The following is a 21,376-nucleotide window of genomic DNA, read 5'->3' as shown; positions in this document are numbered from 1 at the left end:
TTCCGCCCCTTACGGTGCAGGAAAGTGATAAAAAGGAATTGGACCGGATGTCATCAGAGGGTTCTAAACGCAGCGGCCGAAAAGCGCGGCATGCCCAGCGAGCAGCCAAACCGGTCGTAGACCCCTGCCCACCCGGCCAGAAGGGCGGCGCTTATAAACCTCTGAGCCAACGCGAGATCGAACAGATATACGATACAGCACTGCAGCTGTTGGAACGTTTGGGCATGGGAAACGTGCCAGACAAATTAGCGGCAGACCTCAAAGCCGCAGGTGCGCAGGCGGGTCAGCAAGACCGGTTGCTGTTCCCGCGTGAAATGGTTCAGCGCGCAATCGATACAGCCCCCAAAAGTTTCGTGCTCCATGGCCGGGACGAAAACCGCTCGATCGAGGTTGGCGGCGACCGCGTGTATTTCGGCACGGGTGGCGCCGCCGTTCAAACGCTGGACATCGATAGCGGCCTTTATCGCCCCTCTACCTTGGCGGATTTGCACGACTTCACCCGATTGCAGGACACGCTGGCCAATGTCAGCTGGTTCACCCGATGCTGCGTGGCCACAGACGTACCTGATGTATTCGATCTGGACGTCAACACCGCCTATGCGCTGGTGCGCAATACGACCAAACCAGTGGCAACATCGTTTACTCTGGCCGAACATGTCGGCCCCATTGTCGAGTTGCTGGATATCGTCGCCGGAGGGCCGGGTGAATTCGCCAAACGCCCCTTCCTGAAAGCTCATATCAGCCCAGTGATTTCGCCACTGCGGTATGGGGAGGATGCGGTTGATGTCGTCTATGAATGCGTCGCCCACAACATTCCCATGTCGTGCATCACGGCCGCGCAGGCCGGTGCCACGGCCCCGGCGACTTTGGCCGGGTTTTTGGCGCAATCGCTGGCCGAGACATTGGCCAGCCTTGTCATGGTCTACGCGATCAGACCCGGATTTCCGATGGTGTTTTCCAATTGGCCTTTCATCGTAGACCTCAGGACCGGGTCTTTTGCCGGCGGCAGCGGAGAGACGGCTGTTCTGAATGCCGCCTCAGCGCAGATCACGAACTGGTTAGGTCTGCCCTCGGGCGTAGCCGCGTCCATGACCGACGCAAAGGCCATCGACGCACAATATGGCCTTGAAAAAGGCATGACCTCGCTTGCAGCGGCCTTGGCCGGGGGCAACCTGATCTATGAAAGCTCAGGCATGACCGCATCGCTATTGGGCGCTAGTTTCGAGGGTTTTGTTCTGGATAACGAAATGCACTCACACACTTATCGGGCGCTGCGCGGGATTGAGGTGAGCGAGGAAAACCTGGGTTTTGACGCCATCTGCCATTCTGTTCTGGGTGACGGGCATTTTTTGGGAAGTGAACAAACCTATGCGGCGATGGAGCGGGATTACTTTTACCCCGAACTCGCCGATCGACAGGAGCCCCGCACGTGGCAAAACGATGGTGCGAAAGACGCATGGTCATCTGCCCGACATCACGCAAAAGAGGTTCTGGCCAGTCATCACCCACAATACCTGAGCGCCGAACTGGATGCCGAAATCCGGAAACGTTTCCGCATTCTGATATAAAAGCCACAGAGCATTCCCAACACTTCATTGGGCCGCTAGGGTCCAATGGGAATTGCGCGAAGGATAAGGCCATGACCGATTCATTTTTTCAGCCGGTATCGGCGATGGAGCTGGCCCGGTTTGCCGGCATCCCCTCGTTCATGCGTTTGCCCAGCCTGGACCTGGATCACGAACGGATTTTGGATGTTCAGGTCGGTCTCATCGGCATCCCGTGGGATGGCGGCACTACCAATCGCCCTGGCGCGCGGCATGGTCCGCGACAATTGCGGGACTATTCCACGATGATCCGCGCGATGAACCCAGTCACAGGCGTCGCGCCGTTCTCAATGGTCAATTGCGCCGATCTTGGCGACGTTGCGCCCAATCCGGTTGATATCGAAGATACTCTGAACCGAGTTACGGATTTCTACTCAACCCTACAGGCAAAAGGCATTGTTCCGCTCACCGCTGGCGGGGACCACCTGACCACCCTGCCCGTTTTGCGCGCGCTTGCAGCCGCAGGCCCCGTCGGCCTGATCCAGTTCGACAGCCACACGGACCTGTTCGACAGCTATTTTGGCGGCCATAAGTTCACCCACGGCACTCCGTTTCGGCGCGCGGTAGAAGAAGGACTGGTCGACCCCAAACGCTATGTTCAGGTTGGCATCCGAGGCACCGCCTACAACACCGAAGACATCGAATGGGGCGAGGCACAGGGTATTCGCATCATCCGTATCGAGGAACTATTTGATCGGGGCATCGACGACGTGATGGCCGAGGTGCGCGGTATCGTTGGGCAAGCACCAACCTATTGCACCTATGACATAGATTTTGTTGACCCAACCTACGCCCCTGGCACCGGAACGCCCGAGATCGGGGGACCAAACAGTTTTCAGGCGCAGCAGGTCATCCGCCGGATGTCTGGTGTGAACCTGATTGGCGCTGATCTGGTCGAAGTATCGCCCCCATTCGATCCGAATGGAGGCACCGCGTGGCTGGGCATTTCGCTGATGTTCGAACTGCTCTGCGTTTTGGCGCAGGCTGTGGACGCACGGCGCTAGCTGGCGTTTTCGGCGATCATCGAGATCATTTCGAACATCACCGCAGCTGCCGTTAGCGCGGTGATGTTGTTCGGGCTGTCCTTGGTTGGCATCATGCAAACGACGTCCCCGCCCACAATGTTCAACCCGCGCGCGGCACGCAGAATGCCGACAGCCTCGTCAATATCGAAACCCTTCTCGCCCGGTTCCAGATTGGACACGGCAGGCGCGACAGTGGGATCAAGGCAATCCAGATCGAACGTGATATAGACCGGGCGGTCGCCCAGAATTTCTTTGGTCTGAGCCACGACATCCGCCAGCCCGCGCTGGCGAAATTCACGCATGGTGACGATGTTGTAGCCATAGTCGTAGGACGGCTGCAGCCAGTCCAAGCTTCGTGGATGGCCCCTAAGTCCGATTTGCATGGATCGCGTGGGGTCGACCTGCCCCTGATCCGCCAGATACGCGCCCCAATGGGCCGCTGATTTCTTCGCCCCCAGGAAATGATCGACCTTGGTGAAGACGTCAGTATGCGCGTCCAAATGCAGAAAGCTGACAGGCTCTCCACCAGCCAGTCTACCGCAACCCAGCGCTTGCACTATCCCGCCAGTGATGGAGTGGTCGCCGCCAATCGACACCGGGCGCGCACCGGCTGCATCGATGTCTTTGTAAAAAGCCGTAATCCGTTCGATGCAGTCTTCGTTATCGTTTGCCCGCGGAAATGGAACGTCGCCCACATCTGCAATCTTTGCGCTATTCCACGGATCAATTTCAAACACCGAATGTACCCGCCGCTGTACGGCCGAGACATGCCGCAAAGCACGCGGGCCCAAATGCTGATCCCGCTCGGTTGTGCCGTTGCCTGCCGAATGCGGCACTCCGACCAAAGCGATGTCCTGCCCTTCGGGACCTTGATTGGGGCACCGAAATAGGGTCGGTATCCCCCACCAATATAGATTGTCCATCATAGACTGTTCGTAACGGTCGGTCATCTGCGTCTCCGGTGAAAGAAAAACACCCCCGATGTGAACCGGGGGCGTTTGCGTTCAGAGTTTCTCGTCTTCTCGGCGGAAGGCACCTTGAACGATACGGTCCATGACCATGGCCAGGAACAGGATGGCGAACCCACCCAGCAGGCCCGGACCTTTGGCAGCGTATTGCAGCGCCTCAAGGATTTCCTTGCCCAGACCTCCACCGCCGATCAGCGAGATAATCACCACCATCGACAAGCACATCAGAATGGTCTGGTTCACGCCGGTCATGATCGACGGCAGGGCAAGCGGGATCTCAACATCCTTGAGCAACTGCCATTTCGATGCCCCAAAAGCCACGGCAGCCTCTTTGATGCTTTCCGGAACCCCGCGCATCCCCAGCGCGGTCAGACGAATGACCGGCGGCATACCAAAGATGATCGTCGCCAGAATGCCCGGGGGGTTACCGGTGCCAAAGAAAGCGATGATTGGGATCAGGTAGACAAACGCCGGCAATGTCTGCATCAGGTCCAACACTGGTTCCGCCGCTCGATAGGCGCGTTTGGATTTACCAAACCAAATTCCCAGCGGAATGCCGAACACAACGCACAACAGCACCGCCGCGCCCACCAAGGCCACGGTTTCCATCGCCACATCCCAATACCCCAGAAGCGCGATATAGGCCAACGAAGACGCGGTGAAGATTGCCACCCTTGGCCCTGCCGCGCGCCACGCGGTCACACAGATCACCAACATCACAACCGGCCACGGGGAACCGATCAATGCCACCGTCAACGCATCCAGAACAGATCGCACACCCGCCACGATACCGTCGAATACATCCCCGCCGGCTGCGGCGGCTGCATCTATCTGCGCCTCCATCCAGCTTGCCAGATTTGAGAACAACGTTCCGTTGCCTTCGCCCAATATCATCGCGGAGACTTCCTGCTCGGGGAATGCATCCAACAATGGGAGTGAGGCGTTGACGGTGAATTTGTACACGATCAGTGGGCCAATTGCGGCCACCAAAACAGCACCCAGAACAGTGTTGCGGGTCGAGCGGCCGCTTTCGGTGCTGGCAGGATCTGTCCGCCAATTCGAGTACTGCTTTTCGTACACGCGGTCCGCATAAAAACCTTGCGCAAGCTTGAAAACCAACAACATCAACAGGCCTGTAACCATGATGCCAAACGCCTCAGACTGGGCGGACGCCGCTTTCTCAAAACTGGCATCTGCGGCCTTCTGGATATTCGCTGCCAACTTGTTGAACCGGTCAATGTCCGCCTTTTCGGTGGCCGCAGTCGCACGTTCCAATAGCTCGTTCGCGCGGGTCTGCTGACGTTCAGCCCGTTCGGCCAGATCAGCGCCGGGGTTGCCCCAGGCACCGCGGCCGATCTGAACCCAGGCGATGATTTCCAGGATCAGGAAAGTCCAGAACATCCCCCAGATCGCGCGGGACGCAGACCAGAATGGTCCCAAAACAGCCGCCCAGATGTTGAAGGTATTGGGAATACCGCTGGTCGCGTCATGGATTTTGTGAAACGCGTTGACGTAGTAGTCGCCGTTTGGCCCGGTAAATTCGTGGATCGAGCGGTCCAGCGCCTCGCGGTCGACTTCGATATCCGAGGCGGCCGTGACTTTTACTTCCGTGGTTGCATCAGTCATTTTTGCCCCCCTGAATTCCGCGCAGCAAACGCGGTTTAGTGACCACGCCTACATCAGCGCCAGCATCGGTAATGATGACCGGAAGGTCCGTATTGACGGCAAGGTCGATCAACTGGTCCAAATCCGCCCCTTCATCCGCGCGTGGTGCGCCATCGGTCGGGCCAGAGTAACTTTCGATCGGCTCCATGATCGAATGCGCCTTGACCAGTTTCAGCTTGGAAATGCCCTGCACGAACTCTCGCACGTAATCGTCTGCCGGGTTCATGACGATATCTTCCGGCGTACCGATCTGCACAATGACACCGTCTTTCATGATGGCGATGCGATGGCCTATGCGAATGGCCTCGTCCAGATCGTGCGTGATGAACAGCGTCGTCTTTTTCAATTGCGCCACCAGTGCCTTGAACTGGTCCTGCAATTGCAGGCGGATCAGCGGATCAAGGGCTGAAAACGGCTCATCCATCAGCAGGATCTCGGGGTCCGAGGCCAGCGCGCGGGCAATCCCAACACGTTGCTGCATGCCGCCCGATAATTCTTTGGGCAGGCGGTCTTCGTAGCCTGTCAGGTCTACCAACCCTAATGCGTGATCCGAAACCGCCCAGCGTTTCGATTTCGACACTTTGCGGATTTCCAGCGGGTAGGCGACATTATCGCGAACCGAGCGGTGCGGCATCAGTGCCATGTGCTGAAACACCATCCCGATTTGCATGGCCCGAATGCGACGCAGCTCGGCCTCGGAAATCTTGGAGACATCCTGCCCCAGAATTTCGATCTTTCCGGCGGTCGGTTCGATCAGGCGATTGACGTGTCGTACCAGCGTAGACTTGCCAGAGCCTGACAGGCCCATGATGCAGAAAATCTCGCCCCTTGGCACTTCGAAGGACGCGCCCTGCACGCCAACAACACAATTGAATCTTTCCAGAACTTCAGGCTTTCCGATGCCTTCATTCCGGACGGCTTCCATGGCTTCTTCGGCTTTTGCGCCAAAGATTTTCCAGACATCCGTCAGTTTAACGACTGTTTCGGTCATTTTTGTCCCTTTGGTGCAAAACAGGCCGCCGGGGCTGTCCCGACGGCCTGCCAGAGTTTCAATTCCGGTGGGCGTCAATCAATTTGACATCCAGCCCAGAACGGCATCTTCGTTCGCACCGACCCATTCCTCGGCATAAGCCAAAGGCTCTTGGCCTTCGATCACCAATGCAAAGGTCATCGCCGAAACAGTGTCCGTATCCAGTTTCATGTTGGACAGCATGGTCGCCACTTCCGGATATTCTTCCTCAAGCGACTTTGCGAAGTGCAAATGCAGGTAGGCAAGATCCCAGGCAACGCCGGCCTCGGATTTTTCTAGCCAGTCCGGATCATCTGTGGGCTGCAGCACGTTCCACTTGGCTGCGTCGTACGCCGGTTCTTCCAAGATCTGCATGTCATGCAGGGCAAACACATAGTGCGGCGTGTAGCAGAACCCAACCCACGGCTCGCCTGCCTTGATTGCATTGTCGAGATTCGCGTAAGCCACTGTCTCGTCAATTTCTGTCAGTTCAAAAACTTGGTCATAACCGTAGGATTTGGCCCGAATTTTTTCGACGTTGGTCGACGCCCATCCCGGCGCACCGATCCATAGCTCACCCTGCCCGTCACCGTTGCTGTCGAACAGCGCGGCGTTGTCGGGATTTGTCAGGTCTTCAATGGACGTAATGCCATGTGCTTCGGCGGTTGCCTTGTCGACGCACATACCCTGAAAGGCTTCAACTCCGTTTGCGTTGAACGTAACCGTTCCCTTATCTTTTACGTAGGTATCATGCAGGTTTTGTTGGTTGGGCATCCAAACTTCGGGGTGTACGTGCATGGCACCGGAGTCCATCGCCTCGAACACAATCGGGTTGGTGCCATTCTGAAGTTCAACCTCAAGACCGAGGTTCTGTTCGATCGCAACTTTCAAAATATGTGCCGTCGCATTTACCGAAGGCCAGTTCGGCACGCCGATCACGATATCAGCAGCAAGGGCGGGTCCAGCGATCACAGCGGATGCGCCTCCCAGTAACGTGGCTAATTTTCTCATTTGTGTCTCCATGTTGGACGTCTGCGGCGCTGTTTTTCTATGCCCGAGGGCCGTGGTGCACCTTGCAAACAAAGTCGGAAAGCCGATGCTTTCCCATTTTTGGGTCAGCCGCACGATGCGCCGACCCGGCAAGAAAAATTGAAACATGGTGACGCGTCACCCATCAAGCGTTACGTCCAAGAAGTACTCAAATTCGATATTATCATAGAAATGTTTCGGCTTTGTCGAAAATTGGCCGTGAACTCGTACTCTGCCATCAGGCAGCGCCCAGTTCCAGAATGTAGGCGACCGCCTCTTCGGTCAGATGCTTGAACCGCGCATGTTCACTGACATAGAGGCAGACCTGGCGCTGATCGGGCAAATCCGCAATTTCGCGAAACGCCGTCGCCTCGGGCATGAAACTTGCGACCGATTGCGGCAACACCGTTACCCAATCCCCGGTCTTGACCATTGTGATAAGGGAATGGGTGTTGTGAACAGTAACATCCGCCTGCGCTTCGGATGCCCGGAACTTGGGCGATTGAATCAGATCGCAGAGCGCGTTTCGTATAAACGGAAGTGTCAGGACTTCGTCAATTGTTGGCGTATTTGGCTGTCGTATCAAACGGTGATCAGAGGCGCATACCAGCCCAAACCTGTCTTTGAACAACGGAAGCGACCGAACTCCGTTCAGCGCGTGCTGACCTGAGGCGATGCCAATATCCGCTTTACCCTCAACCAGTGCGTCCAATACCTGCTGAGTATCTGTGTCGCGCAATTCGACTTTTACGCCGGGAAAGCGTTCTGTGACATAGGCCAGAACCTTAGGAAAAATCAGCGCCGCAACCGATGGAACGGACGCGATGCGCAGCAACCCGTGCTCTGCTTTTGCTGCGGCCATGATATCCAAGACGGCCTGATCGAATTGGCGGACTTGTTTCAATGCCACTTCGAAAACCTGTAACCCCAACGGGGACAACTGGTTTTTGCGCTCTCCTTCAAAGAGCTTTTTACCCAGATGATCCTCAAATTGCTTGAGGGTCATCGAGACCGCCGACTGCGTGCGGCCCAACCGGTCGGCCGCCTCGATCAGGTTGCCTGTTTGGGCAACGGTGCAAAAACACCGTAGGGTCTCGATCTTGATTGCCAAGCTTCACCTTTTTTGAAGTTTGCTCAATTTATTTGAGTTTGACTGATATCTACTCAAAAAGCCATTCTGCGCCAGACCAATTTTCATGACTCTGGGGCGCATCGTGACAAAACTGAACCTGATTGCTGGCGAATGGCTGGCGGGCGAGACCGAAATTGAAAACCGTAACCCTTCGGATCTGAGCGATCTGGTTGGCATGTTCGCACAGGCAAGCGCGGATCAGCTTGAGGCCACATTGGATCAGGCGCGTGTTGCACAGGCAGAATGGGAAGCCTACGGCCCCGAACGCAAGCAAGCGGTTCTGATGAATATCGGCAACGAGCTGATGTCGCGCGCCGAAGAGCTGGGCACCCTGCTGGCCCGCGAAGAAGGCAAGCCGCTGGCCGAAGGCAAGGGCGAGGTTTATCGCGCCGGTCAGTTCTTTACCTATTACGCAGCCGAATGCCTGCGCCAGATCGGTGAGAACGCCGACAGCGTCCGCCCCGGTGTTGAAATTGACGTTCGCCGCGAGGCCGTGGGTGTGGTTGCCATCATCAGCCCGTGGAACTTCCCGACCGCGACGGCCTCTTGGAAGATTGCTCCGGCGCTGTGCTATGGCAACGCAGTTGTCTGGAAACCCGCCAACATCACGCCAGCTTCTGCCGTAGCCCTGACCGAGATCATCGAACGTCAGGACATCCCCAAGGGTCTGTTCAGCCTTGTCATGGGGTCGGGCCGCTCGATCGGTCAGCGGCTGGTTGAAAGCCCCAAGGTCAACGCGATTTCCTTCACCGGTTCCGTTCCGGTTGGCAAAGGCATCGCCGCCGCTGCGATTCAGAACCTGACCAAAGTTCAGATGGAGATGGGATCGAAAAACGCGCTGGCCGTGATGGATGACGCCGATCTGGATTTGGCGGTGACGCTGGCATTGGGCGGAGCTTTTGGCGGTACAGGTCAAAAATGTACCGCATCCTCGCGTCTGGTCGTTCATGCCAGTGTGCACGATGCATTTGTCGAAAAACTTGTCGCGGGTGCGCAGGCCATGAAAGTTGGCCACGCCCTGGAAGAAGGCGTTCAGATGGGGCCGGTCGTCAGCGAACAACAGCTGGGCGAAAACCTCGCCTATGTCGATCTGGGCAAATCCGAAGGCGCAGAACTGGCCTGCGGTGGTCAGCGACTTGAGATGCCGCATGACGGGTTCTACATGTCCCCCGGCGTGTTCCTGAACACCAACAACGATATGCGGATCAACCGCGAAGAGATGTTCGCGCCGTTGACCAGCGTCATCAAGGTCGGCAGCTATGACGAAGCGCTGAGCGTGGTGAACGCAACCAACTTTGGACTGACTTCGGGCATCGTGACACAAAGCCTTGCGCGCGCAACGCACTTCCGCCGCAACGCACGCACCGGTGTTGTCACAGTCAACCTGCCGACCGCAGGCACTGACTATCACGTTCCGTTCGGCGGGCGCGGCGACAGCTCGTACGGTCCACGTGAGCAGGGTAAGGCAGCGGCTGAATTCTATACCACTGTTAAAACAGCCTACATCAGCGCGGGAACACCGGTCTGATGCGCATCGACGGGCTGCAATACGCCAATTGGTCTGAGAAGATCTTCCGCCAGTTGCGCGAAGGGGGGGTGGATGCGATCCACGTCACCATCTCGTATCACGAGAACTTCCGCGAAACGGTTCTGAACTTTGAAAAGTGGAACCGCTGGTTCGAGCAATACCCCAACCTGATCATGAAGGGCCGCTGGGCCAGTGATATCGACATCGCCCGGGAAACCGGGCGGACCGCTGTGTTCTTTGGTTTCCAGAACCCCTCGCCTATCGAAGATGATATCGGGCTGGTGGAAATCCTGCACGATCTGGGCGCGCGGTTCATGCAGCTGACCTATAACAACCAGTCGCTGCTGGCGACCGGCTGCTATGAGGCCGAAGACACCGGCATCACCCGCATGGGCAAACAGGTCATCAAAGAAATGAACCGTGTTGGGCTTGTCGTAGACATGAGCCATTCGGCGGATCGCTCGACCATCGAGGCCGCCGAGATGTCCGAACGCCCCATTGCCATTACGCACGCCAACCCGCACGAATGGTCCCCTGCCCTGCGCAACAAGCGCGATGCGGTGATCCGCGCAGTGACCGAAAACGGTGGGATGTTGGGCTTTTCGGTCTACCCTCATCACCTGAAAGACAAATCCGACTGCACGCTAGAGAGTTTTTGCGAGATGATCGCCCGTACGGCCGAAAAATACGGTGCACAACATCTGGGGATTGGAACTGACCTGTGTCAGGATCAACCCGACAGCATCGTCGAATGGATGCGCGTTGGTCGCTGGACCAAAGAAATTGACTATGGTGAAGGTTCAGCCAGCAATCCCGGCTTTCCGCCAATGCCGAGCTGGTTTGAAGACAATCGCGACTTCGGCAATATCGAAACCGGGCTGCGCAACGTTGGCATGAACGCCGAAGAAGTCTCGGGCATCATGGGCGGCAACTGGTACCGCTTTTTCGATCAGAACTTTGGACCGCGAACTGCATGAACCACGTCAGTACTGATATCCCTCGACGCGATCCTGCGCAGGTTATGCGCCTGTCGCGGCTGGGCTCGCTGCATCAGTGCAGACTCAGCTTCATGCGGCAACTGACCCGGCGTATGGCGCGTGAGAACTGGGCCTTTACGCGCCCTGTTTTTGAGATCGACGAAAACGGCGTCGGCCACGCTGTCTACACGGCGCAAGGTCCGGATCGCGCCTATTCGCTGGTTGCGTTTGCCCATGACCTGCCGCCCGAACAACGGTCGGACCGGGTGATCGCCGAGGCGTGGGACGCCACTTTCGCATTATTCGATGGCATCCCAACGGAGCAGGACATCCAACGCCTGTCAGAAAACGTTCCTTTGCAAGAGGCAGGGCGCGTCAGCGAAAGCGAGCTGTCACTGTCTCGTGCCAACCGGTCCGTGCGTTTGTGGAAACACGTGGTCGACAGGCTGGCTGCCGGACAACAGCCCGACTTGGAGCAAATCCATAAAGTTGGCTACCTGATGCGGACGACGGCCGTTTACGGATCGGGCAAGTTCGGCGCCGCAGATCGCGAGAAGATAGCGAACCGGCCAGAACTGCACGCACCGTTTCAGGCGGAAATGCTGTCGGTCTACCTCACGCGAACTTTTGTCCGCGATCTGGTGCAACATATGGCCCTCGCCAAAGGCGGTATGCAGACGGCGGATCTGGACCCCGAGATTGCGCAGTGGCTGGGCATCGGTAACTCTACCGGCCTTGGCATGGCTCCGTTCATCGTGAACCACCCGGTGCTGTTCAACAATTGGATTATGACGCGCGAGGAAGCTTTGGCACGGGTGCGATCCCTGCAAACAGCGTCTGAGGATGAGGCCCGACACTTTCGTGAAATCTACGATCGCAGCAAACTGTCGATGTCGTGGTGGCGATCAGAACATCCGGTCCAGATCGAGAAGCTTGCGTCGCTGAATGCAGATCTTGCGGCAATTACCAGCTACCTGGATCAGAATGACCTGACGCAGGACCACCCGTGGGACAGGCTGATCCGATGGTCCGAAACCGCAATTGGCGAAGAAGGGCAGGAACTGCTCGCCTCACTTGTTCTGGAACCCTATGGCGATCTGGTGGATGGCCTGACCGGCTGTATGGCTGACGGGAATGCGCAGGCACAGGTTATCAACGGGGGTATGCCCGTCGATCAGGTCCGCACCGCGATTCAGGACCGCTTTGGTTGGGCGTTGGATTTGGAATGGTCGGCAGAGGCAAACTGCGCGCGCGCCTGGTACGTGTCTGAAGAAAAACTGGAACCACGCTTGGGTGAACGGTTCGAGGAACCAATTGCCGAATACGAACAGCCCCTTGCCCCGGCCAGAGACGCCGCGCTGGCTTTCGCGGACCTTGAGAAATGGCAGGACGACAGGTCGATAGCCGAGTTCCTACTGCGCCATCCTGAACACCGTCACACGATCCGGCGTGCGCAGATCGGCCTTGTCGCGCCATATGGCGAACTTCGCGACAACACGATCAGCGCTGGGGTCATGCCCATCGATATGCTCCGGGCCAAGTTATCCTTTTTTGGTGCTACGCATTTTGACCCACGCTCGGACCGCTGGGTGCGTATCTGCATGTACGCTGGCGCCCCCTACCCCGAAGATCTGAATGCCAAAACCGCAGATCTGTGGGTTTATCCGGAGCTTTCCCAATGAACGTCTCGCTGAATGAGGTCGAAGCCACCGCAAAGCGTGCGACCCGAGGAGCTGGATATAGCTGGGGACTTGCTGAGGAAGCCGCGAAAGCAACGCGCTGGCTGTGCGCGCACGGGCAAAACGGTACCGGTGCTTTGGCTCAGCTGCTGCAACTGGATTTGGCGAGCACACCAAAGACACACGCCCCGTCCGATCTGAGCGGCGAATGGCAGAGCGAAAACCAGCTGTGCCCATTGGTGACCGGAGCATTATTGTCCGATTGTGCCCACCGCCTAAATTCATCCCCGATAGCAATAAGAAACGTAGCCGTACCCGCACTGCTGCTTCCATTTGCGGCCAATGCCGCACGCTTTCTAGCGACCTGCGTGAGCGTAGATTATGACCACACACTAGCGGAAACCGACGGTTTTGACTTGTCCCTGGACGCCCCGATCCCGGACCGGGCACATCAGGTATCTGTGCACCTTGGCGGCCAACTTACCGCCCCCGTCCCGCATCGAACACGGGCTGAACCCGATCCGACCGATTGGGCGGTACTAAACCGGTTCGCCCACCGCACATACGCCCCCGCCACCGAGGAATCCCGCCTGCGCGGGGCCGGAGCGGGCTTATCCGACAACGATTGAAGAGGCCCCAATGATTGAAACCCGTACACTGACCCTTGAGCAGATCGAAGATCTCGCCTTCCGTGCGCTTGTTGCCGCAGGAACCGCTGAAGCCAACGCCCGGCCATTGGCCGTTGCGACGGCTGCAACCGAGGCGGATGGGGTTGCCAGCCACGGGCTGGCCTACATCCCGATATATTGCGAGCACGTGCAATGTGGGAAAGTGGACGGAACGGCCCAACCGGAACTGTCGCGCCCGCGCCCCGGCGCAGTGAATGTGGACGCAGCAACCGGCTTTGCCCATTCCGCAATTGATATGGGTTTTGAGGTCCTTATCCCAGCTGCACATGAACAAGGGATCGCGGCACTGTCGATCCGCAACAGCTATAACTGCGGTGTCCTTGGCTACCACACATACCGGTTGGCGCAGGCCGGGTTGGTTGGGTTGGGGTTCACCAATGCTCCGGCTTCGATCGCGCCTTCGGGCGGTGCGAAACCCGTCGTCGGAACCAACCCCTTCTCGATCGCCGCGCCCGGCGCGGACGGCCAGCCCGCCCTGCTGATCGACCAAAGCGCCAGCACGATTGCTAAAAGCGAGGTCATGAAACACGCGCGCGAAGGCAAACCGATCCCGGTTGGCTGGGCTCTGGACGCAGATGGCAACCCGACCACAGACCCCAACGTCGGCCTTAAGGGGTCGATGGCACCGTCAGGCGGCTACAAAGGCGTCGGTGTTGCCCTACTGACAGAGATTATGGCCGCAGCCCTGACCGGCGCGACCCTTGGCATTAACGCCTCGCCCTTTTCCGGCACCGCCGGTGGGCCGCCCAAGACCGGGCAGTTCTTCATTGCGATAGACCCGACCGCCACCTCTGGCGATGCGTTTGCTTCGGGGATCAGCGAGTTGGTCGGCGCAATCCGCGCACAGAACGGAGCGCATCTGCCCGGCGATGGGCGCGGTGGCAAGCGCAGGCAGGCACAGACCGACGGTGTTGCCGTCAATGCGGCCACGCTGGATAAGATTGAGGCAATCATAGCCTAGCTATTCTGCCCAGGTCTGTTAGGTCGCCAGCGAACGGGTCGTTTGTCTGGCGACACATTCCAAATCACAGCGGATGCTGAAATGCTCTGGGTCATCCGACGTGATGAAATCGGTGAATTTCTCACCGGCCAGTGCTCCGATGTTTTCTGCGGGAATGCGGATGGTTGTAAGGCCGGGCTCGACGTCAGCTGAGCCTTTGAAATCCCCGATACCAATTATCGACAGATCATCGGGCACGCTTAGACCAAGTTTTTGGGCAGCAAACAGCGCCCCCTGCGCAATAACGTCATTGCCACACAGCAATGCCGTCGGACGTTTCGGCGTCGTCAAAAGGGCCAGGGCCGCCTGCTTGGCCTGAGAAACACTATATGGCGCTTGGGTTTCATGCTCATCAGGTACGGAAACCCCCTGTTCGCCCAACGCGTCATGCACTGCGGAAAGGCGGTGCTGTGCGCGGTCGTTCCCCTGAGTTTCGGGAAAGATCAACCCGATGTCACGGTGCCCCAGCTCCAGCAGGTGTTCCGCCGCCAATCGTCCGGCCAGATGGTTATCCGCACCCACGCAAGGAAGGGGTGATTCTTCTGAGTAATTCCAGATTGCCAGCGCGGGTATCTTTTGCTGCGTGATTAAGCGGTTGGTGGCGTCGGAATGTTCCAACCCAACCAGCGCCACACCGTCCACGCGATGTTCAAGAAACTTGCGAACCATCGCGTATTCCCGATCCAGGTCATACCCATGCGACGCCAGCAACAGGCTAAACCCCGCTTTGTCGATCGAATCCGAAAAGGCCTGAATGACCTCGGAAAAAATGGCGTGGTTGATTGTGGGCACGACAAGGCCAATTGTTCCCGACCGTTTTCCATGCATCGTTTGGGCCGCGCGGTTGCGGATGTAACCCAATCGCTGCACGGCCTTGTTGATCTTTTTGCGAGTCGCCGGGTTGACCAGATCGGGGTGATTGAAAGTACGTGAAACCGTAGACGGCGACACCTTTGCAGCCTTTGCAACGGCCACAATATCCACCTTACCCTTTTGAAAGTTAGCCATAATTTTACCATACCCGGTCAAATTTATGAAAACATTTGCAATACTATTTTCATCCCCTAACCTGATTTGTCAACAAAGATAAAAGTGCGAACGGACGGGTTGGGAGGCCCAGGATGGAATTCATTTACTACTTCGGAGATGTGTTCACGCCGATGTCGTTCCTGCTGCTTTTAGGCGGCACGATCGGAGGGCTGATCCTGGGCGCGACACCGGGCCTGTCGCCAACGATGGCGGTGGCCCTGTTGATCCCGTTCACCTTCCAACTTGAGGCCGCGCAAGGCCTGATCCTGCTGGGGGCAGCCTATACCTCGACCGTGGCTGGCGGCGCGGTCAGCGCCATCCTACTGAAGATCCCTGGCGCTCCGGCGAATATCGCCACCACTCTGGATGGCCACACGATGGCCCAAAAAGGCGAAGGTGCCCGCGCCTTGCAGCTGTCTTTTCTGGCATCGGCCGTGGGCGGAATTTTTGGCGTTCTGCTGCTGATCTTCCTGACGCCCGTTTTGGCGCAATGGGCGCTGGCCTTTGGACCATCGCACCTGTTTTGGCTGGCCATTCTAGGAGTGACGGTCATTGGCACGCTGGACTCGGCCTCAGTGGTCAAGGGTTTGCTGTCGGGCTGTATTGGGTTGTGGCTGGCGACCATCGGGTTCGACGACATCATGGGTGCACAACGCTTTATCTTTCACCCCGCACTGGGCGGCGGCATCAACATAATCGCCGCGTTGATTGGCCTGTTTGCGATCCCACAGGTGTTGACCATGTTTGCCAAAGGGCGGCACAACACAGGCGCCGAAGTGATCGAAGTGCAACGCCACTCGATCTTGGCGGCGTTCAGGGAACTGTTCAGCCGCACCCGAGCGCTGAGCATCGGAACGCTGACAGGTTCGATCATCGGCCTGATCCCTGGCGTCGGTGGACAGATCGCGGGCCTTGTCGCTTATGACCAGACCAAGAAGTTTTCGTCCGAAAAGGACAAGTTCGGCACTGGACATTCCGAGGGCGTGATTGCCGCGGAATCTGCCAACAACGCGATGGTTGGACCTTCGCTTGTTCCACTGTTGACGCTGTCCATCCCCGGCAGCCCGACCGCCGCCGTGCTGTTGGGCGGGTTGCTGATCCACGGGATTTTCCCGGGATCGGATTTGTTCGATAACCATCCGGACGTGGCGTGGACTTTCATCAACTCGATGCTGATCGGGCAGGTGCTGATGTGTATCTTCGGCCTCTATGTCGCCGGTCTTGCAGCGCGTGTTGCACAGGTTCCGCAATCCGTGATGGCAGCCATCGTTCTGGCCTTGTCGGTCTTCGGTGCATACTCGGTTCAGGGTTCCATGGGTGATGTCTATGTCATGGCGTGCCTGGGCATTGGCATGTTCTTCCTGGAACGCTTCGGTTTCTCGGCTGCACCGCTGGTACTGGGCCTGATCCTTGGGCCAATCGCCGAGGCCAACTTCATCCAGGGTGGAATGATCGCTGACGCCACCGTTGGTAAAGCCTCATACTTCATGACCGGCGGATTGAACCTGTTCCTGATCGCCGTGGTACTGGCCTCGATCGCCTATTCGGTCTGGATGGAACTGCGCAGCCGCCGCTACACCACCAAAGAGGAGGCACAGGCATGAACCGCTCGCAGCACGTATTCGGGTCAGGTCTGGTCTTTGCCGTTGGCCTGTGGGTCGCATGGGTCAGTTACACGCAACAACCCGCCGAGGCATTCCTGTTCCCACGCCTGATCGCAACGGTCTTTGTGGTTCTGGCCGGATGGACATTTGGCAAAGCGGTCATGGGTCTGTCCAAGGTCGGAAACGGCGTGACGCGGACGATGTTCGTGAACATGCTGCCGGGTCTGATCATCACGCTGATCTACGTATTTTGGGCGGCGAAGACGCTGGGGTTCTACACCGCAACGACCATCGCCTTTTTTACCCTTTTGTCGATCTACGACCCCGCGCCCCATTCCGAGGTCAAAACCTGGATCAAACGCGGGATCATCACGGCGGTCTTTGTGGCAGTGATGTACGGGCTCTTTGCCATGCTTTTGAACGTCTACACACCAAGAGAAATTCTGTTCTGAACACGCAAATGCGCGGATGAACTAAATCAGGGAGGAAACACAAAATGAAACGATTGATTGCAGGGGCAGCAATGGCTCTGACGGGCCTGACGGGCGCGGCAATGGCCGAGGAATATCCCGAACGGCCGATCATGATGATGGTCAGTTACGGGGCCGGAGGCGCGACCGATTTTCAGGCACGGATCGTCACCATGACCTCGGGCAACGAGGATGCGCTGGGGATGCCCATCGCCATCATCAACAAGCCTGGTGCCGGTGGGCGCGTTGGCTGGAACTGGTTCGCAACTCAGGCCGATCCGGACGGCTATACGCTGGGTGCCTACAACGTTCCTCATTTCATCGCCCAGTCGATCAAGGGTGGCGTCGAATATTCGACCGACAGCTTCGAACCCATCGCGAACTGGGGTGCAGACCCGGCCGTGTTCGTGGTTGGTGCCGACAGCGAATTCAACTCGATGGATGATGTGGTCGCCTATGCCAAGGAAAACCCAGGCAAGCTGACCGTATCCGGCGCGGGCCTTTTTGTGGGCCACCACATCGCGGCGCTGCAGATCGACAAGGCAGCCGGGACCAAGATGGCCTACATCCCGACCAAAGGTGGCGGAGCAGCAGCCATGAAGGCCGTCATCGCTGGTGAAGTCATGGGCGGCATCAACAACCTGTCCGATGCATTCCGTGCGCAAGAGGCGGGCAATGTGAAGATTCTCGGCGTTGCCGATCTTGAACGCAACGCGTTCCTGCCGGATGTTCCGACGATGATGGAACAGGGGCTGGACGTGGACAACTCCTCGGTCAATTTCCGGGGTGTAATGGTGCCCAAGGGAACACCTCCTGAGGTGATTGAAAAATTGGCCGCAACCGTGCCCGAGATGTTCGCCAATTCTCGCGTTTCCAAGAAGATGGAAGCGGGTGGCTCGCCCATGCACATCATGACACGTGACGAAGTGATCGAGATGTGGGCGCAACGCCAGCAGACGCTGAACGAATTGCTGGCTGGTCTTTAACCGACCCAAATCGGGGCGGGTAGACCCCGTCCCGGACAACCAATCGAGGACCAAAATGAACGCTCCAAACGACATAGCCCCCGAAATCGCCGAAGTGGACCGGATCGTGGCACATGCGCGCAAGGCTCAGGCTGCCTATGAGGCTACAGGCAGTCAGGCGCTCTATGACAAGGCGGCGCTGGCGGCAGGTTGGGCGATCATGGAACCCACTCGCAACCAGGCACTGGCAGAACTAGCGGTTGAAACCACCGGACTGGGCAATGTCCCCGACAAGATTACTAAGAACCACCGCAAAACTCTGGGTCTTTTGCGCGACATTGCCGAAGCAAAGACATACGGAATCATCAGCGACGATCCTGAAACAGGCATTACAGAAATCGCCCGTGCGATCGGCGTCGTAGGCGCGGTGGTTCCTTCGACCAATCCGGCCGCAACACCGGCCAACAACATTATTAACGCTCTCAAAGGTGGTAACGCCATCGTCGTCGCCCCCTCGCCCAAGGGCGTCGCATCCTGTGAGACGCTGTTAAGCTTCATCCACGCGGAGTTTGACAAGCTGGGTCTGGATCGGGATCTGGTTCAGATGATCCCCGCGCCGGGGTCAAAGGCCAAAACCCAACGGCTGATGGAGACCTCGGATCGGGTGATCTGCACCGGCAGCCAGAACAACGTCCACCGGGCCCAGTCCTGCGGCACACCGGCCGTCGCGGTCGGTGCGGGCAATGTCATCGTGATTGTCGATGAAACCGCCGATCTGTCGGCGGCCGCGGCCAAGATCACAGCGTCAAAGTGTTTTGATAATGCGACTTCGTGCTCGTCCGAGAACGCGGTTGTGGTGGTGGACGCAGTCTATGACGACTTCGTCGCAGCAATGGCGGCCGAAGGCGGTGCGCTGGTCCCTGCTTCCGATGCCGCAGGGATCATTGCACGTCTCTGGCCGGACGGGCACCTCAACCGATCGGCGATCGCTCAGGATGCCGGCAAGACGCTTGATGCGTTGGGGATGGCAGACAAAGCACCCGACGGCACGAAGTTTCTGGCAGTAGAGACCGATGGGATCGGTCCCGATCATCCTCTGTCTGGGGAGAAGCTGAGCCGCGTTCTGGCGCTGTACCGGGCGTCGGACTATGCGGCTGCCAAGGCGACCGCAGCGCGTGTCCTGGCCCATCAAGGTGCCGGACATTCGGTCGGCCTCCACACCAGCGACGACGCGCGCGCCATTGAGTTGGGCCGAGAGTTACCCACCTGCCGGGTTATCGTGAACCAGGCCCATACCTTTGCCACCGGCGGCAGCTTCACCAACGGAATGCCTTTCTCTCTGTCTATGGGATGCGGCAGTTGGGGCGGAAACTCTATCGATACCAACCTGCATTGGCGGCACTTCGTCCAGACCACCAAAATTGTGCGTGAAATAGCCCCACGCGAACCCGCACTCGAGGATATATTCGGCGCGTACTGGAGGGAGGCTGGCCAATGATGGAACCGCCCAAAGGAACGGTCCGCGATTGGCTGGACCTGAGAGCCGATCAGGGCGGAACCGGGTTTGTTTTTTCCGATGGCGCCCAGGATCTGAGCTGGGCTGAACTGCGCGGCTCGGCCAGAAACGTAGCAGGTATGTTGACCAGCCTTGGGGCGCAAAAAGGCGAAAGCGTCGCCCTTGTCTATCCCAATTGCCGCGAAGCGCTTATCACATTGTTTGGCGTTCTTTATGGCGGATTCCGGGCGACCATGATCAATCTTGTCGCTGGCGACAGTGCCGTGGCCTACGCCCTTGAACACAGCGGCGCGCGCTTTGCCTTCGTGCACCCGGATCAAGCCGAGTTGTTCGGCCGAACAGCCGACCCTACCGTGACCAAGCCTTTGCAGATCGACGATGCTGGTGCCGCGGATACCCAGCTTTATCACCTGACGCCCGACGACCATGCTCTGCTCATGTACACCTCAGGAACAACCGGCAGACCAAAGGGCGTCGTTCATACCCATTCCAGCCTTTTGGCAGGCGGCTGGACCACCGCTGTCGCACATGAACTGACCGCCACGGATCGCGGTTTCTGCGTCCTGCCGATCTATCACATCAACGGTCTTTGTGTGACTGTGATGGGAACCCTAGTTTCAGGCGGGTCCCTGGCTATGTGCGAACGGTTTTCGGCCAGCCGGTTCTGGGACAATCTTGGAAAAACTGAGGCAACTTGGTTTTCGGTAGTCCCGACCATCATCTCTCATTTGCTGCAATCCGACACCAACCCGGACATCCAAACCCGTCAGCGGTTGCGGTTCGGGCGCTCTGCCTCATCTGCGCTGGCACCGGACGTACAACGGGCTTTCGAAGAACGGTTCGACGTTCCCATCGTCGAAACCATGGGCCTCACCGAAACCGCCGCGCAGATCCTTTCGAACCCACTTCCGCCGGGTGTGCGCAAGATCGGCTCACCTGGTGTTGCCTATGGAAACGACGCTGCGATCCGAGATGCAAACCAACAGCCCGTCCCACACGGAACCGAGGGTGAGCTGGTCATACGCGGCCCGAACGTGATGCTTGAATACCTTAAGGATCCGGATGCGACCGAAGGCACGTTTACTGCCGATGGATGGCTTCGCACCGGCGATCTGGCGCGTATGGATGAGGATGGGTATGTCTATGTCACCGGCCGCCTGAAAGAGCTGATCATCAAAGGCGGCGAGAACATCGCCCCGCGTGAGATCGACGAGGCACTTTATTCCCACCCCGACGTTGTCGAAGCCGCAGCCTTTGCACGTCCCTGCCGCAGCTACGGCGAAACCGTCGAGGCCGCTGTCAAAATCCGGGACGGGTCCGAACTGACGCCGCTTACCCTATTAGAGATTTGTGAGACCAAGCTGGGTCGGTTCAAATCCCCTGACGAGGTTCACATCCTGCATGATCTGCCAAAGGGGCCATCGGGTAAGATTCAGCGCAACCGGATACTCGAAATCGTTGACGATCAGGGCTGAGCACTAGCGGGA

The 21,376-nt window shown here is 57.9% G+C and carries 18 protein-coding genes; 12 read left to right on the top strand and 6 right to left on the bottom strand.

The window, feature by feature from the left end; genetic code table 11:
* The first annotated feature begins 47 nt into the window (after positions 1-47).
* Positions 48-1,568 (top strand): trimethylamine methyltransferase family protein, encoded by a 1,521-nt coding sequence (locus AC2FJE_RS16990; protein WP_282118892.1) that lies wholly within the window; start codon positions 48-50, stop codon positions 1,566-1,568.
* A gap of 71 nt (positions 1,569-1,639) precedes the next feature.
* Positions 1,640-2,608, top strand: a complete 969-nt coding sequence (locus tag AC2FJE_RS16985) for an agmatinase (RefSeq protein WP_496761206.1) — start codon at positions 1,640-1,642, stop codon at positions 2,606-2,608.
* Here the strand turns inward: AC2FJE_RS16985 and AC2FJE_RS16980 are convergent.
* From AC2FJE_RS16980 to AC2FJE_RS16960, 5 genes are all read right to left on the bottom strand, one after another.
* The gene (locus tag AC2FJE_RS16980) at positions 2,605-3,579 is read right to left on the bottom strand and encodes an arginase family protein (protein WP_282118890.1); all 975 of its coding nucleotides are present in this window, start codon (positions 3,577-3,579) and stop codon (positions 2,605-2,607) included. The two genes, AC2FJE_RS16985 and AC2FJE_RS16980, sit on opposite strands and share 4 nt — an antisense overlap.
* Before the next feature lie 54 nt (positions 3,580-3,633).
* Positions 3,634-5,223: an ABC transporter permease gene (locus AC2FJE_RS16975; protein ID WP_058275411.1), complete on the bottom strand. Its 1,590-nt coding sequence runs from the start codon at positions 5,221-5,223 to the stop codon at positions 3,634-3,636.
* Positions 5,216-6,253 (bottom strand): quaternary amine ABC transporter ATP-binding protein, encoded by a 1,038-nt coding sequence (locus tag AC2FJE_RS16970; RefSeq protein ID WP_058275713.1) that lies wholly within the window; start codon positions 6,251-6,253, stop codon positions 5,216-5,218. Before AC2FJE_RS16970 ends, AC2FJE_RS16975 begins: the two co-directional genes overlap by 8 nt.
* 78 nt (positions 6,254-6,331) lie before the next feature.
* A complete protein-coding gene (locus AC2FJE_RS16965; protein ID WP_282169050.1) occupies positions 6,332-7,282 on the bottom strand; it encodes an ABC transporter substrate-binding protein in 951 nt (316 codons plus the stop codon).
* A 256-nt stretch (positions 7,283-7,538) separates the two neighbouring features.
* Positions 7,539-8,411, bottom strand: a complete 873-nt coding sequence (locus AC2FJE_RS16960; RefSeq protein ID WP_496761204.1) for a LysR family transcriptional regulator — start codon at positions 8,409-8,411, stop codon at positions 7,539-7,541.
* 85 nt (positions 8,412-8,496) lie between these two features.
* Between AC2FJE_RS16960 and AC2FJE_RS16955 the strand changes: the two genes are divergently transcribed.
* From AC2FJE_RS16955 to AC2FJE_RS16935, 5 genes are read left to right on the top strand one after another with little or no spacing between them, the layout of a single operon-like run.
* Complete coding sequence (locus AC2FJE_RS16955; protein ID WP_496757383.1) at positions 8,497-9,960, top strand: aldehyde dehydrogenase family protein; 1,464 nt, start codon at positions 8,497-8,499, stop codon at positions 9,958-9,960.
* Positions 9,960-10,937 (top strand): membrane dipeptidase, encoded by a 978-nt coding sequence (locus AC2FJE_RS16950; protein WP_496757381.1) that lies wholly within the window; start codon positions 9,960-9,962, stop codon positions 10,935-10,937. Before AC2FJE_RS16955 ends, AC2FJE_RS16950 begins: the two co-directional genes overlap by 1 nt.
* Positions 10,934-12,619, top strand: coding sequence for a hypothetical protein (locus tag AC2FJE_RS16945; RefSeq protein WP_496757379.1), 1,686 nt, complete (start codon positions 10,934-10,936; stop codon positions 12,617-12,619). The genes AC2FJE_RS16950 and AC2FJE_RS16945 overlap by 4 nt, the downstream gene beginning before the upstream one ends.
* A complete protein-coding gene (locus tag AC2FJE_RS16940) occupies positions 12,616-13,245 on the top strand; it encodes a DUF3726 domain-containing protein (protein ID WP_282169054.1) in 630 nt (209 codons plus the stop codon). The genes AC2FJE_RS16945 and AC2FJE_RS16940 overlap by 4 nt, the downstream gene beginning before the upstream one ends.
* 10 nt (positions 13,246-13,255) lie before the next feature.
* Positions 13,256-14,266 (top strand): Ldh family oxidoreductase, encoded by a 1,011-nt coding sequence (locus AC2FJE_RS16935; RefSeq protein WP_282169055.1) that lies wholly within the window; start codon positions 13,256-13,258, stop codon positions 14,264-14,266.
* 18 nt (positions 14,267-14,284) lie between these two features.
* Here AC2FJE_RS16935 and AC2FJE_RS16930 read toward each other — a convergent pair whose 3' ends face one another.
* Complete coding sequence (locus tag AC2FJE_RS16930; RefSeq protein ID WP_282169056.1) at positions 14,285-15,313, bottom strand: LacI family DNA-binding transcriptional regulator; 1,029 nt, start codon at positions 15,311-15,313, stop codon at positions 14,285-14,287.
* A gap of 113 nt (positions 15,314-15,426) precedes the next feature.
* Here AC2FJE_RS16930 and AC2FJE_RS16925 point away from each other — a divergent pair, with 113 nt between their 5' ends.
* The 5 genes from AC2FJE_RS16925 to AC2FJE_RS16905 are packed head-to-tail and all read left to right on the top strand — an operon-like array spanning position 15,427 to position 21,364.
* Positions 15,427-16,938, top strand: coding sequence for a tripartite tricarboxylate transporter permease (locus AC2FJE_RS16925; RefSeq protein ID WP_282118881.1), 1,512 nt, complete (start codon positions 15,427-15,429; stop codon positions 16,936-16,938).
* Positions 16,935-17,390: a tripartite tricarboxylate transporter TctB family protein gene (locus AC2FJE_RS16920; protein ID WP_496696361.1), complete on the top strand. Its 456-nt coding sequence runs from the start codon at positions 16,935-16,937 to the stop codon at positions 17,388-17,390. The genes AC2FJE_RS16925 and AC2FJE_RS16920 overlap by 4 nt, the downstream gene beginning before the upstream one ends.
* 44 nt (positions 17,391-17,434) lie before the next feature.
* The gene (locus tag AC2FJE_RS16915) at positions 17,435-18,394 is read left to right on the top strand and encodes a Bug family tripartite tricarboxylate transporter substrate binding protein (RefSeq protein WP_472723032.1); all 960 of its coding nucleotides are present in this window, start codon (positions 17,435-17,437) and stop codon (positions 18,392-18,394) included.
* A 55-nt stretch (positions 18,395-18,449) separates the two neighbouring features.
* Complete coding sequence (gene sauS / locus AC2FJE_RS16910) at positions 18,450-19,871, top strand: acylating sulfoacetaldehyde dehydrogenase (protein WP_496757367.1); 1,422 nt, start codon at positions 18,450-18,452, stop codon at positions 19,869-19,871.
* Positions 19,868-21,364, top strand: a complete 1,497-nt coding sequence (locus AC2FJE_RS16905) for a class I adenylate-forming enzyme family protein (RefSeq protein ID WP_496761203.1) — start codon at positions 19,868-19,870, stop codon at positions 21,362-21,364. Before sauS ends, AC2FJE_RS16905 begins: the two co-directional genes overlap by 4 nt.
* Positions 21,365-21,376: the final 12 nt, after the last annotated feature.

Source organism: Ruegeria sp. CDSC002 (assembly GCF_059610905.1).
The sequence above is the reverse complement of the archived record's forward strand: the minus strand, read 5'-3'. Positions and strand labels throughout refer to the sequence as shown.

What these genes read in the sequence shown, in the direction of transcription:
- AC2FJE_RS16990 (WP_282118892.1), top strand. Translation starts at nt 48, where the DNA reads ATGTCATCAGAGGGTTCTAAACGCAGCGGCCGAAAAGCGCGGCATGCC.
- AC2FJE_RS16985 (WP_496761206.1), top strand. Translation starts at nt 1,640, where the DNA reads ATGACCGATTCATTTTTTCAGCCGGTATCGGCGATGGAGCTGGCCCGG.
- AC2FJE_RS16980 (WP_282118890.1), bottom strand. Translation starts at nt 3,579, where the DNA reads ATGACCGACCGTTACGAACAGTCTATGATGGACAATCTATATTGGTGG.
- AC2FJE_RS16975 (WP_058275411.1), bottom strand. Translation starts at nt 5,223, where the DNA reads ATGACTGATGCAACCACGGAAGTAAAAGTCACGGCCGCCTCGGATATC.
- AC2FJE_RS16970 (WP_058275713.1), bottom strand. Translation starts at nt 6,253, where the DNA reads ATGACCGAAACAGTCGTTAAACTGACGGATGTCTGGAAAATCTTTGGC.
- AC2FJE_RS16965 (WP_282169050.1), bottom strand. Translation starts at nt 7,282, where the DNA reads ATGAGAAAATTAGCCACGTTACTGGGAGGCGCATCCGCTGTGATCGCT.
- AC2FJE_RS16955 (WP_496757383.1), top strand. Translation starts at nt 8,497, where the DNA reads ATGACTCTGGGGCGCATCGTGACAAAACTGAACCTGATTGCTGGCGAA.
- AC2FJE_RS16950 (WP_496757381.1), top strand. Translation starts at nt 9,960, where the DNA reads ATGCGCATCGACGGGCTGCAATACGCCAATTGGTCTGAGAAGATCTTC.
- AC2FJE_RS16945 (WP_496757379.1), top strand. Translation starts at nt 10,934, where the DNA reads ATGAACCACGTCAGTACTGATATCCCTCGACGCGATCCTGCGCAGGTT.
- AC2FJE_RS16940 (WP_282169054.1), top strand. Translation starts at nt 12,616, where the DNA reads ATGAACGTCTCGCTGAATGAGGTCGAAGCCACCGCAAAGCGTGCGACC.
- AC2FJE_RS16935 (WP_282169055.1), top strand. Translation starts at nt 13,256, where the DNA reads ATGATTGAAACCCGTACACTGACCCTTGAGCAGATCGAAGATCTCGCC.
- AC2FJE_RS16930 (WP_282169056.1), bottom strand. Translation starts at nt 15,313, where the DNA reads ATGGCTAACTTTCAAAAGGGTAAGGTGGATATTGTGGCCGTTGCAAAG.
- AC2FJE_RS16925 (WP_282118881.1), top strand. Translation starts at nt 15,427, where the DNA reads ATGGAATTCATTTACTACTTCGGAGATGTGTTCACGCCGATGTCGTTC.
- AC2FJE_RS16920 (WP_496696361.1), top strand. Translation starts at nt 16,935, where the DNA reads ATGAACCGCTCGCAGCACGTATTCGGGTCAGGTCTGGTCTTTGCCGTT.
- AC2FJE_RS16915 (WP_472723032.1), top strand. Translation starts at nt 17,435, where the DNA reads ATGAAACGATTGATTGCAGGGGCAGCAATGGCTCTGACGGGCCTGACG.
- sauS (WP_496757367.1), top strand. Translation starts at nt 18,450, where the DNA reads ATGAACGCTCCAAACGACATAGCCCCCGAAATCGCCGAAGTGGACCGG.
- AC2FJE_RS16905 (WP_496761203.1), top strand. Translation starts at nt 19,868, where the DNA reads ATGATGGAACCGCCCAAAGGAACGGTCCGCGATTGGCTGGACCTGAGA.